Genomic DNA, 12726 nt, shown 5'->3' with positions numbered 1-12726 from the left:
GGCGGATGATCGCCTCGAGGGCGGCCGGCGGGATGGCGGCTTCGAGGGCTTGGCCGCGCTGGCCCATCGCGTTGAGAACCTGCTCCTGGGTGACGCCGAACCGGTCGAGATCGCCCGGATCGGCCTGGATCACCTTGGCGGCGGCCTCTCCTATCCCGCCCGGCTTCAGGAGGTTCTGCTGGAGCCGCTCAAGGCTTTCCGCGTGGCCCCGACCGCGCGGCATGGGGGGGGAGGACGGGGTTCTGTTGGCGGCCATGGCAAAATTCCTCTGAGGATCAGTAGGGGGGGGAGATGGAAGGACGCGGTCCGCCAGGGCCGGTCCGGAACGGGCGGCCGAGGGGCGGCCGCGATCGGACCGAACGGAGGCCAGGATGGCGGCCGGCATCGCGAAGGCGGACGGGAGGCGGCGCCTGAGCAGGGAAGCCGTTTCTAAGGGCGGCCTGGGCCCGCGATTCCGATCGAAGATTTCGGCGTCGGTCGGTGCGAACACCGAGAGATTTCCGTCCACCCTCTCTCCCGTCCATGGAAGGAGCAGGTGCCGGCTCGCCGTCTCGCGATCCGCATGGCTCTGCAGCTGATAAAGCTGAAGCGTCGCCGTCGCGTCGAGACGGCTCCAATTCCTGAACGCACTCCACAACCAAGGATCGTACAACAACTCAGCAATGTGCCAATCCTCGAAGTCGCTCCATCGCTTCGGGCGTGGGACGAAGTAGCTCCACCGTCCGGCTACGGTGCGCCGCCACAGCTCCGCGCGCCGCGCGATCAGCCGCAGATCTTGGTTCTCGAGGACCACGCCTGCCGCGTGGGCCCATTCGGCGGCGAGGCCGAGGGCCTGGAGCGCCATGAAGGCGTCACCCGGCCCCGTCCTCTCGGGGTACTCGACGAAGGGCGGGCCCAGGTCGCGTAGGCGTTCGAGAACCGCAGCGGCGTGCTCGGCGAGCCGCCCATCCTGGTTGAGCCGCAGGATCTGGCGCATCGGGCCGGCATACGGCGTCAGGGCCGCGAGCGCCCCCGTGATCCGCACCAGATCGTCCGATCTCAGACCGTCTGGCAATGGGCCGCTTGGTGCCGGGCGGCTCTGTCCCGGCCCGAGCGGCTCCGGATCGAGCATCGGAGGTCGCGGGAGCCCCCAGGCCGCGCGCCTGTCGCCTGCGACCTGCAGCGCCTGTGTCAGAACCCGTTTCGGTCCACGCGCCCACAGGGCCAGCGCCGCCTGCACTGAATCAGTCTCGTCGCTGAGACTGCTCCTTGCTGCGAGCTTCGGCGCCGCGACCGCGAGAACGAAGCCAAGGGCACCGCTCCGCAGGTCGCCGCCCGCGCTCCCAGAGAGGACGAAGCCAAGAGCGTCGCTCGACAGGCTTCCACTGGGCGGCGCTGACGCCCTGCCTCCGCCGAACTGGCGCATCAGCCCCAGCGGCGTGAATTCGGCGCGCATCTCGAGTCGGGCCAGTGCGTCGATCGGGTGAAGCCCCGGCAGGTCGCGATCGTCGGGTGCGACCGCGTCGCGGCTCCGCAACGACCGCCGGGCCTCGCTCCAGCGCCCCACGCGCCACAGAAAGCTGCGGACCGGATCCGCCGCCGGCGAGGCGGGATCGAGGCTCCGCCTCCGTATGGCCTGGTCATAGACCAGGCTCGCCTCGGTCCAGTCGGACTTCTCGATCATCAGGCGCAGGTCGTCGACCGCCCGCAGGTCCACTGACTCGGCCATCGCGAGGCCGGCCGTCCGGAAGGGTGGCGATCGCTCGCCGCGGCTGCGCGCCACCGCCTCGCGTGCCGCCTCGGGTAATTCCGCCAGGGTTGATGCGTCGAACAGGGAGCTCAACTCGGAGGGGACGGCGGGGAGCGGATCGCCGACCCGGGTCGCCTGCAATCGGTGATACAGTCCCTCGGCTCGCCACAGCGTCTCAGGCCGCCGCTCGAACCAGGCCGCCGCCGCCCGGTCGAGCCTCGCGCAGGATTCGGGATCGTCGGCGTAGAGCAGCGGCAGCAGGACGACCCGCATGCCGGCATCCTGGCGCAGCCACTCCGTCCCGGGCTGGCGCCGGACGAGCCAAGCCTGGCGCTCGAGTTCCGCAACGAGGCGTTCGGCCTCTTCCAGACTGGGAATCGCCGCGCCCACGGTTGGGGCGATCACCTCGCGCAAGAGGACCGGACTGATCCAGCGCGGCACGAGGCCCGGCTGCGCCAGGGCGCGCAATAGAGGGCTGTCGAGGCGCGAGAGCAGGAAGCGGTGCAGGTAGGCGTCCCCGACTAGCGACGACGAAATGGTGCCCGCCGATCCCGCCGCAGGATCGGTCTCGAGCTGCGCGGCGACGCGCAGCAACAGCGGGTTGCCCCGGGCGAGGGAGTGGATCGCCGGCCGCGCCGAGTGCGGTACGGTAAACTGCGCGAGGACCCGCTCGGACGCCTCCAGCGACAGGTTGGAAAGGTCGTGGCGACGCCCGACCCGGTCTGGGATCGGATCAAGCGCGTCGCCCCGGCCAGCGGCGATGACGCAGAGCGGCGCGAGGCCGTGCGCCATGCAGCCGTCCAGCCAGGCGAAGAGCTTGCCCGGGTGACTCTCGCCGCGCCCGCGCAAAACCTCGAGTGTGTCGAGCACGACGACGACGGGGCAGTTCTCGCCCCGCACGAGAGCGCCGCAATACGAGAGGAGGGCGTCATCCGGACCGTCTGGGCGCTCGCCCTTGACGGGGACGCCGCGATCCGTGCGGGCCGCTTCCGAGCGCAGCCGCTTGAGGTCCGCGGCGGCCTGCGGCAGCTGGTTCCCGATCTGGCGGCCGACCTCGCCAGTCAAGCCCGCCTGGTCGAGGATGTCGAGGCTCGGCCGGTCGAAGTCGAGCCGGATGACGAACGGCTTGCCCTCGCCCGGATAGACCGCTGCCAGAGCGCGGTCGAGCAGGGTCGACTTGCCGACTCCCGGCAGACCCGAGACAAACAGGGCGGTGACTGGCGGCCCTGCTGCGGGCCGCCCGAGCCAGTCCGCCAGGGCGGTGACGTCCTCCTCCCGACCGACGAAGGGGCGCTGCGTGACCTCCGCGCCCCTCCGGGCATCGTCCAAGCGGGCGAGGGCGGCGCGGACGAGGTCGAGGGAGTCCGGCACGGCGGTGCTCCCGCCCGCCCAGGTCAGTACGTCGGATGCGCGCTCCAGCCACGGGCGATCCGCCTCGGTGACGCGGCCGACCACCTCGGACAGGCGAGGCCCCAGCACATCGGCGGCGTAGCGGCCTGATCCCGTCAGGACCTCGAGAAGCTCTTCCGCATCCTCGTCGAGCGGAGCGACGGTGCGCCGCCAAGCCGCCTCCCGGCTCAGCCCGGCCTCGTCGAGCGGGGCGAGCTGGCGCTGGCGCTCACTGCCGCGCATCAGCCAGAACGTGCCATCGGGGCCGAGCCCGGTCTGGCAGGCCTCCGCCAGCCCGGACGCGACAAGGGCCCTGACAACGCGCGTCGAGACCGCCGCGACTTCGAGGGCCGTGCTGGGCCGGAAGGGTCCCGACAGGGCCGCGAAGCGGCGCACCGTTGCGAGCGAGCCCGACAGATCACGGTCCGTGGCACCGTCCGTCACGGCTGCCCCCCCTGCGCGACCCTGCGCATGTCCTCGACATGCTTCTTGATCGCGCGTGTGATGCCCGGCAGATCGCCGGTGGCGTACCGGCCGTTATGGGGCCTGAAGCCGGCGAGCGCTTGCCTAGCCATCAGCGCGGTCTGGTCGTCGCTGTGCCCGGCCTTGATCTCGTCCCCAGCCCATCGAAGGACGTTCTCGACGTCGAGTATATCGACCTGCCCGAAGACCTCGACGACGAAACCCGGCACGCCCTCGCGCGCGAGGGCCAGGCTTGAGAACTCGGTCGCCGGAGTCACCAACGTCTCCAGTCCCGCGACGACGACGCGCAGATTCGGACGGAAGATCACTGCCGCGAGGAACGCCTCGAGATCGAGCCGCTCGCGCGGCGCCAAGCTCCGGTCCGGATTCGCGACGTAGATCCAGAACAGCTTCCGGGCCTGACCGGCGGCCTCATCGAGGGCCGAGCAAAGAACCTGGGCGACCTCCCGGGCGCTTGCCGCCGGCGTGGCCTCGCCCGGACCGACGCCGCTCGCCGGCCGGATTGTGGCGACCTGCGGATCGAGGCCCGCATGCCAGGCGATCTGCGCCGGCAGATCGGTCTCGCTCGCCGCGAACCCGACCTCGATCAGCCGGTGGAAGCCGGGCCGGCGGGCGAGCAGATGCTCGAGGAGGCGGGCCGTGAAACCGAGGCCGGTCGGCCCCTGCCGATCGACATCCTGGCGCTTGACCCTGATTCCCCGCACGCGTGTGTCGGCGGAGGCGGCCGCCGCCGCCGCTTCGAAGAAGCGGTCACGGCCGACGACGATTTCCCCGTCGAGACTCCAGACGATCTCGGGAGCGACGTCCCTGTCCACGCAGGTGCGCAACTGGTCGAGGGCGACGTTGACCGGGACCAGTCGCCGCCACCCGCGCTCCTTGGCCTGGTGCACACCGAGCAGGCTGGGGGCTGGATCAAGGAACGGCCCGCCGGAGGATCCGGCGGACGTATCGGCATCGTGGCCCCAGCGTACGCTGAGTCCCGGTAGCGGGCTGAGCCGCGCGAACCCGATCCCAACATCCTCTCCCTGTGGGTAATGCATCAGCAGGATGGCGCCCTGGTTCGCCGGGACGACCGGATCTTGCGGCAGCGGCAGGTATCCGAGGCGCACGCCCTCTGGACGGGCGAGCTTCAGGACCGCGAGGTCGTGACGATTCTCGTAGTCGAGGTCGCGGGCCGGGAACTGGCTCTGGTATTCTCCGCCCGTGCACGGCGAGATGAGCGCCAAGTCCGGCATCACCGCTTCCTTGCGCCCCGATGGGAACTGCACCTCAATGCGGCCGAACCGAGCCTCGGCGTCGTCGGGGGGCCCCGGAGCGACGACGTGCCAAGCCGTCAGCACGAGGCTCGGCCCGATGAGGCAGCCCGACCCCTTCACCTGCCCGTCGACGATCACCCTGCAGCGCAGGCGCCGGTTCCAACCGATAATGCTTTGGGCCGCCGCCTCCGGAAAGTTGGCGCTGCCCGCCACCCATCCCGCCGGCATGTCTCGACGCAGTTGATCGACCGCATCGGCGACGCCCTCGTCGACAACGATGCCGCGCGCTTCGAGCGCCAAGATGAATGCATTGAGCTTGTTTTCCTGCTCAAGTATATATAAAAAAAAATCCCCCAAGTTTTCGCCAGGTGACATCTCTGCCCTGATGCCGTCTAAAGATATTGCTGGCTCATCAACATCATATATAAATCTAAGAGCGCGTGAAACGGCCTCTGGGTGCTGCTCGATTGCTTCAATGATCTTTTCGCGAAGCATTCATCCCACTCCCCTCAGTCAACATTCTGGCATTTGAGGAGCAGGATCGCAAGACGGAAAGTTTTCTTGCCTTCGCATGAAGGCGAGGACATCAGGCAATTGAATGCCACTACCTCGGATACCGAAGCGTCAGGGCGAGCGCTGTGCACAGACCGAGATCGGGGCGGCCGATCTCCTACGCCACCCTCCTTTCAAACATCAGGAAATATAATCCCTGGAGCGTGTTGTGAACTGATCAGGGGGTTCGGCGCTGATCTTGATATCGATTGATTGCCCCGCCTATCGCTACAATTGCGATTTTATCGGTATTCCGACTCTCTACGGCACCATGATTTGCTCATCATGGACGTCGATCGAGACGACGCTGGAGTTGTGGACCTTGGTGAAGGGGCGTATGCGGCCGCTGTTCACGCAGGAGCGCATTGCCGCCTCGGCTGGGGCGCTCCTGGATGGGCTGCTCGGCCTGGAGCGGCACAATCAGACCACTGCGCATTGAACAGCATCGCGTCTCCTCGCTCGAAAAGAGAAAACTTCAGCAACCGTACCGCGTTCGAATGACAACAGGCCCTAGCATTACAGTCGCATGCGCCTGTTGATCGAGCTTGGCGGGCAGAAGCTTGGTAAGCGCACCGCCACACTAATCAGGCGATGACGAGAGCCGGTTCAAGGCAACCGAAGAATGCCGACTGTGCCCTATCCGCTACTATCAGATCAAATTTCCCGATCGCCATTGCCAAGCAACGCCACGCAAGGTGGAATGCCGTCGCTAATAACAGAGGGGGCATGCATGATATTCGCGATCATCGATCTGCTCGAAAAACTGCTTGGTTGGCTCAAGCCGTTCGCCTCGAAAGAAAAGGTTCAGGCCGATACAGGTCCGGCTGCGCAAGGGGAGCAGGTGTCACCACAAACAAGCGATACGGCAAGCCCAGCGGCCCCGTCCTCTTGTGGTGGAGTAATCCCGAGCCGACCGTTGGGGAATGAGTTCTCGGGGTTGATGGAGACGCAGCCGAAGGGATTGGATCTCGATGATCTACCCACGGCCGCCGGGACACAGGATCATGCCATATTGGCTGATTTTAAGGGATATAAAGGCAACCCGGAAATGAATAGAAGCCCATTCGCTTGGGGCTTCATCTTCGAACGAGGGTCGGATCGCATGATTTTGCCAAAGCCCGCAAAGGCTGGTCTTGCCGTCTGGTACTCTCTCGACCTGAAATGGCGCGGCAAATATACCATCCAATGGGAAGTGATCTGACGACGATGCGTCTTTTCTCTACCGTATGCAGGGCCGCCCTTGCAACCGCAGCCATTCTATCCGTTGGATTAGGTGGTTGCGCCAGCGTCATTCCCGCTTTCGACGTTCCCTACGAACGGACAGGACCGAATACGGTCGAGCCAAACATCGACTCGATCATCCGCAGGATCGTTTGCGAACTGATTGATACCGCGAGCACTCGAGGCGATCTTACTCCGCTGTTTATCGCCGGACAGGACATTCAGGTTCTTGCAGAACTAAACCTCGCAGCAACTCATGAAGGGAAGGTGGCGCCTACCTTCTCGTTCATTGGGCAGCCGTTCACCTTCGGAACTGGCCTTTCGTATCGGCAGGCGAGAGAGCAGGGACTTGTGATTAATCTGAACTACTCTCTCGACGCCCTCAGGAGCACTCGTAGAGACCCGGTCTGCGACAATCCGGCTGACACAAATCTCGCTGGAAATCTCGGTATTCAGCAGATGTTTAATAAAGGTAAAACAGCATCTTACTTGAATTGGAGCGCAAAAGGTACTTATGGGGTCTTCGGTGGATACGTCTCTTTCACCGTAGACACCCAACTGCTGCCAACAGGGCCGTCCTTCGCCTTTAATACGTTCGAAATCGTTGGGCCGTTTCTGACTGCATCCAACAAGAACGTCGATCGTCTGAACATCGCTTTCGTCAGAGGGCCGAAAGCCGAGGGCATCAACGCGATCATCCGCGGCGAGAACTTTATCTCGCAGCTTAAACAGAACCAGATCGCCAACTCTCTCGCGATCATCGCGAGTTCCCGCTGAGGGCTCGGCGGCGGGGCGTCAGCCCCGCCCCACGATCGAACACATGATCAGTCAGATTGAGATCGGACGAACATAGGTCAGATTGAGCAGCATCGCCTGGAGATACGCGCGGGGTGGCGTAAGCCGTCCCGTCTCATCAGGGCGTCCGAGATCACGCAGGTAACCGTTCGCGATGCATCGCCGGATCGCTCCGCGCTCCGTCAGGCTGAAGTCTTCCTACTTCAGGGAGAAATCGAGTTCGCTGTCGTACTCAGCGTCGAAGCCTTCCTCACCCGCCAAGGCCTGGAGGCGTCCGAAAATACGGTACTCCCGCGCACGCCTCTCCATCGATGCGGGCCAGTCACCGATGCGGGAATCACGCGGCGGGTCGAGGTCGCGCCGCAGACGCGTCAAACGCGCGCTTCTCTCGCGGTCGATATAGGCAGAAAGGTGGTCGCGGATCTGGCTCGTGCAACGCATGGCGGGATTGTCTCGGACGCGGGGGCTTTCCGCGTTGAGGGCCCAGCCGAGTGCGCGCGCACGGGATGGGTCGGACGTGCCCAGGCTCAGAGCGACCGTGGTGGGACGCGCCGGCACGCCGCGCACCGCGCTCGATGCGGTGGCGGCGCGCTGCGAGCCGGCCCCGACGGCTGCGGCGACGCTGGTGCGCGGGTTCATCGAGCGCACTGGGATCCGGGCCAAGCGCGCGCTCGCTGGGCTCGATGCCGCAATCGAGGAGGAATTGGAGGTGGCAGGCCGTATCACCCTGGCTCGGGTCGCGGCTGCCTTCGATACGACGTTGCGGGATCTCACTGACCGGGCTGACGAACGGCTGCGGCAGCTCGATCGAGGGGTCGAACAGAGCCTGCTCACGAGTTTGGCCGCAGCTACCGGCTTCACCGCGAAGGTTGGGCCGGCCGCGTCCCCCACACAGAGGCCGATCCGGTCGACGAGACCGCGGACGACGTCCTCCTGAGAGATGCCCTGACGCTGGTGATCGCGGCTGAGACAGGCCGGGTCGTCACCACAGCCGAGCAGGCCCGCGCGGAGACAGAGCCACTCCCCTCTCGATCGACGCCTTCGGCAGAGCAGGACCCGTCTCGTCCGAAGATGTTTATTTCAAACAATCTCCGACATAGGTTGCCCCGGGACATTGGCTGCTGCTGAGGCAGCAAAGAGAAGATCCTGTAATCTCATGGGCCGATCCTGAGCAATGGATGTACTCGAATTTTGTGTCACTGATCCTGCGGCATCCGGACTTGCCCTGGATGGGCCCGTCGTTGGTCGGGCGCGCGCACCAATTGGGACGATTGTCGGTGCCGAGATCGCCGCAGGTTTGGATCGGGACAGTCACGCCCTGTGCGTGGGCGGCGCCGGTCGCAGCGAGGCAGACGACGATGACGGCAAGCGTGCGGTAACATGTCATGGCGATCTCCTGTCGGATGTCGTGCCGCGAGAGCAGGCGAGAACGGGGATGCTCACGAAGTTCCCCGTCCCCGTTTGGCGGAATTGTCGGCCTCGGATGCGTGCGGACCGATCTCGACGCGGGCGGCGAAGCGCGGGCCCGAGAGCTCGAGTTGGTCATCGTCGGGGAAGTCGGCGGCGCCTTCGTCGACAGGCTCCTGCGCGTAGGTCGCCGGCCGCATCGCGTCGATTTCCTCGACGAAGACCACGTGCTCGACCTGCGCGTCGTCGAGTGGGTCCGTCGCGAGCCGGAACGTCCCCGTCCAGCACAGGGATCCCGCCGCCTGTCGATCGGGGTTGGGGATGACGGCGCCGTCCGGCAGCGGCAGATGGATGCCCGGAGGCGGGTCAGGGCATGGCTTGTCGGCGTCGAGCCGCGTCAGGTAGCAGCCGAGTTCGGCCTGGGTCCGGGGGATGAAGGTCCGCTCCGCCCAGGGGCGCCGCTTGCCGTTCCGGATGGTACCGTCGGGATCCGCCAGCCGGGCCGGGGTCTCGACGCCGTCGGGACCGCGCCTGAGCACCGTCATCCGCATGAGCGGGCGCTGGCGCCACCATGAGAGGCGGGCCGCGTCGTGCCCGTCCGGCTCCGCCGCCGCGTGGAAGGAGCCCGGACCGGTGACCGTCACGGTGACGAGTCCGCGCTCCGTGCGGGACGCCGTCGCCACCACCCGGCGGTCGGGCATGATCTGCGTCCACTCCACCACGGGCTCCGACACCCTCAGCATCCCCTCGGCCAACGGTTGGTAGCGCACGAGGCCGAGGCGGATGAACGGCGCGGCCACCCCGAGGCCGCTCAACGGGACGTCCGCGTACCAGACCTCCCGGTCGGCATCGAAGCGCGGCCGATAGGTGAGCAGCGCCACCTCCATGGTGGTTCCGGTCCCGTCAGCGCCCGGCGTCCCGCCCGGGATCGGCATCGTGGCCCGCGGCACGTAGACGACCTCCGCATCGGCGCATGCGAGCGCGTCCCAGCGCTGTGCCTTCGGAGCGGATGGGCCGTCGATCGGCGCCGTGCCGAGATCCGCGAAGGCACCCGCGGGCATGAGCCAGCCCTGCGGCCCCGGCCCGCTCTTGATCGGGTCGCGCCCCCAGCGGGTCACGTAGACGCCGCCGGGACCGAGATCGGCGTCGGAAAAGCCCCGCATGTCGATGTCGCGCCGCTGCAAAGCGGCCAGGTAGTCCGCCCCGTCGTAGTCGCGCACGACGGTATCGTGATCGGGACCGATGCGGTCGCTCAGGATCTCGGGCGGCCAGAGCACCAGGCCGAGCCGCTCGTCCGCGCCCGAGGTGGCGCCCGGCCGCCGCCAGGTCACGCGCAGCATGGGCTCGCGCACGACCTCGGCGGAGCCCGGCCCCCGCGACGCGGATGTGATCCGGGCCGAGGGCGCGACCGTCAGCGGAACGAGCTGGGCCGGCGCCTTGGTGGCCGGGAGGATCACCGTCTGGGCCGTGCCGGAGAGGACCGTCTTCGCGGCCTCAAGCATCCGGCCGCTCGCGCCGTCCCGGAAGGAGTTGGCGGTGCGCGATCCGACCCGCACGGTCAGCGAGAGGCGGCGCGCCCGCGTGTCGGCGAGCACGAAGGGGGTCGTCGCCCGCAGCGCCAGCCGGTCCGCATTCCCCGCCTTGGCGGCCTGCTCCGCCGTGGCCGCCGCTCGCTGCAGTTCCAGGAGATCGAAGGACGGCCAGATCCCGGCCGGCGAATCGATGCGCAGCAGGACGGCCTGCTCGCGCTCGAAGGTGACCGAATCGTCCGGCGCGACCGTGAATCCGTACACGTCGCGGGGGTCCTTGGGCGCGTTCCTGGCCGGGTCGATCGGCCACAGCCCGCGGGCGACTTGATCGAGGCTGCGCTTGCGCTCGTCCGGATCATCGAACCGGCCGCCGACGAGGCTCTCACCCTCGGCGACGATCTCGACGAAGCCCGTGGTGGCCGGATCGAACGTGACCGTGCCGGCGATCAGGATCCCCGCCTCGCCCGGCTCGGGCGCGGGCGGCATCGCCTCCCCGCGCTCCAGCACGGCCGTCCGCGTCGCCGTGCTCAGGCGATGCACGGACAGAACACCGGTGGGCACCGAAAGGGGCCGATCGACGGCGTGCACCGTCCGGATGACGATCGCGGCGGCGATCTCCGGCGCGCCCGCCGCCGTCGCCATGGCGTGGACGAATCCGCTGACGGCGCGGATCGTCGCGCCCGCGAGCTGCCGCTGGCCGAGCGTCGTGACCGAACCCGCGCGCACCTTCGCCTCCCTGTCGAGGGCCGCCCGGACCTCGCTCTCCCCGGCGCCGATCCGGTCGGCGATCGTCCGCGCCAGGCCCTGGCCCGGCTCGCAGGCCTCGCCGCTCCCCGGATCGTAGCTGGCGAGGAGCGCCGCCGTCTCGACGACGTCGAAATGGCGGGCGAGGTTCGTCGCCGTGGGCAGGCACCAGATCGCGACGTCGGCCACCGTTCCCGGCGGGAGCCTCACCTCGACCCGCGAGACGCCGACGCTCACGCCCGCCCGCGGGGTCCCACGCAGCAGGCGTCCGGCGGCGTCGAGGGTGAAGAGGGCAGGACGCTTCGCGACGGACAACGCCGCGTCCGCGCGCATCATCGTCCCGTCCTCCGCCTCGAGCCCGAGGACGGCGTCGCCCTTGGAGGGGGTCGTGGTCTTGGAGGACACGGGCTGCGCCACGAACTCGATCGCGACCGGGCGGACATCCGGGGCGGTCACGCCCCGGGGACGGACCGGAACGACGAGCGGCCTGTCCGCCAGAGGCTTGCCTGCCTCGTCCCGGACCTGGATGACGAGGTACTCCGCCATCGGGTCGGGATGATAGGGCAGCCGGCGCGGCCGGTCGACGGTCCGCGGCCGGAAGACGCTGTCGCCGTTGGCCTTCGGCGAGAAGGGCTGCCCGAAGCCGACGCCGTCGTCGAGAGCCCCGGCCGTCCCCGCATCGAAGGTCCAGACCGGGAAGCCGCCGGCCCGGGCGTGATCGAAATCGACGTCCCTCATCCCGTCGCGCGGTCCCATCCAGGACCCGACCCGCTCGTCCTGGAACGCGATGACGGCCTCGGCGGCGGGAAGGGCCTGCTTGTGCTCGTCGGCGAACGTGGCCGAGACCCCCGGCGGGACGACGACCCGGACGGAGCGCGCATGGGGCGGATCGACCGCCATGGTCCCGTCGGACTGCCTGCGCGAGCGCAGGATCACCGACGTCCCCGTCTCCCGCAGCCCGTCCCGCACCCCGTCGAGGGGACGCTCGAGCATCGGCTGGGGCGTCGAGACGAGCGGCGCCTCGATCCGCTCGTGGCGCAGGTGCCGGCGCGGTCCGGCCGTCTCGTTCGGGACCGCGAGGTGAGGCGCCACGTCGTCCCCCAGGCCAGGACCGCCGCCGCGCACGATGCCGCCGGCCAGCACGGCGCGCATGCGCATGTGGTAGCCCGCACCGAGTACCAGCCGCGGAATCCGCCAGGCCGCTCCGTCGGTCCAGCCGGCCGGCGGCGCGAGCGAATAGGTCTGCGACAGGCGCAGCGGCGCGCAGCCTTCCTTCAGGGCGATCTCGTCCGCCTCGGGATCGATCCCCAGGGGAGCGCCGAGCCAGTTGGCCACGGTCTCGTCGACGTAGGCCCGCTGCCCCTCGCCCTCCGGCTGGAGCCGCGCCGGCAGCACGAGGGTCGCGCCGTCATAGGCCGCCCGGTCGGCGGCCAGCGGGATCACCTGCGCGAGCAGGCGGCCGAGCTCGGTGTCCCGGATCACCGGCCGGGTCACGTCCGCCGGGTCGCCGAACGCAATCGTGCGGCGGCACAGGTCGCGCCACTCGATCGCGCCGCCCTGCGGGACGCCGACGTCGAGGCGGTAACCCGCCGTCAGGTCCGTGGCGTCGACGATCTCGACC

At 68.1% G+C, this 12726-nt stretch carries 6 protein-coding genes and 1 pseudogene; 3 read left to right on the top strand and 4 right to left on the bottom strand.

Translation table 11 applies throughout. The features are described 5' to 3' along the window. Together MFF42_RS21660 and MFF42_RS21655 are read right to left on the bottom strand one after the other, a co-directional pair. Nucleotides 1–3562 (bottom strand): AAA family ATPase (locus MFF42_RS21660; RefSeq protein WP_238257655.1); only part of this gene is annotated, 3562 nt, incomplete at its 3' end. Beyond that, nucleotides 3559–5352, bottom strand: a complete 1794-nt coding sequence (locus MFF42_RS21655; RefSeq protein ID WP_238257654.1) for a trypsin-like serine peptidase — start codon at nt 5350–5352, stop codon at nt 3559–3561. The genes MFF42_RS21660 and MFF42_RS21655, both read right to left, overlap by 4 nt. A gap of 328 nt (nt 5353–5680) precedes the next feature. Here MFF42_RS21655 and MFF42_RS21650 point away from each other — a divergent pair. The 3 genes and pseudogenes from MFF42_RS21650 to MFF42_RS21640 all read left to right on the top strand — a co-directional run. Continuing rightward, a pseudogene (locus MFF42_RS21650) lies at nt 5681–5824 on the top strand (IS701 family transposase); the annotation flags it as partial. 315 nt (nt 5825–6139) lie between these two features. Continuing rightward, the gene (locus MFF42_RS21645) at nt 6140–6610 is read left to right on the top strand and encodes a hypothetical protein (protein ID WP_238257652.1); all 471 of its coding nucleotides are present in this window, start codon (nt 6140–6142) and stop codon (nt 6608–6610) included. Continuing rightward, a complete protein-coding gene (locus tag MFF42_RS21640) occupies nt 6595–7407 on the top strand; it encodes a hypothetical protein (RefSeq protein ID WP_238257650.1) in 813 nt (270 codons plus the stop codon). Before MFF42_RS21645 ends, MFF42_RS21640 begins: the two co-directional genes overlap by 16 nt. Before the next feature lie 216 nt (nt 7408–7623). Here MFF42_RS21640 and MFF42_RS21635 read toward each other — a convergent pair whose 3' ends face one another. Both MFF42_RS21635 and MFF42_RS21630 read right to left on the bottom strand, forming a co-directional pair. Continuing rightward, nucleotides 7624–8064, bottom strand: coding sequence for a hypothetical protein (locus MFF42_RS21635; protein WP_238257648.1), 441 nt, complete (start codon nt 8062–8064; stop codon nt 7624–7626). Between the two features lie 800 nt (nt 8065–8864). Next, on the bottom strand, nt 8865–12726 hold a 3862-nt coding region (locus MFF42_RS21630), incomplete at its 5' end, for a hypothetical protein (RefSeq protein WP_238257646.1).

Origin of the sequence: Methylorubrum podarium (assembly GCF_022179745.1) — a bacterium.
GTDB classification, from domain to species: Bacteria; Pseudomonadota; Alphaproteobacteria; order Rhizobiales; family Beijerinckiaceae; genus Methylobacterium; species Methylobacterium podarium.
The sequence above is the reverse complement of the archived record's forward strand: the minus strand, read 5'-3'. Positions and strand labels throughout refer to the sequence as shown.

Coding starts and splice junctions, on each gene's coding strand:
- MFF42_RS21655 (WP_238257654.1), bottom strand. CDS start 5,352: ATGCTTCGCGAAAAGATCATTGAAGCAATCGAGCAGCACCCAGAGGCC.
- MFF42_RS21645 (WP_238257652.1), top strand. CDS start 6,140: ATGATATTCGCGATCATCGATCTGCTCGAAAAACTGCTTGGTTGGCTC.
- MFF42_RS21640 (WP_238257650.1), top strand. CDS start 6,595: ATGGGAAGTGATCTGACGACGATGCGTCTTTTCTCTACCGTATGCAGG.
- MFF42_RS21635 (WP_238257648.1), bottom strand. CDS start 8,064: ATGAACCCGCGCACCAGCGTCGCCGCAGCCGTCGGGGCCGGCTCGCAG.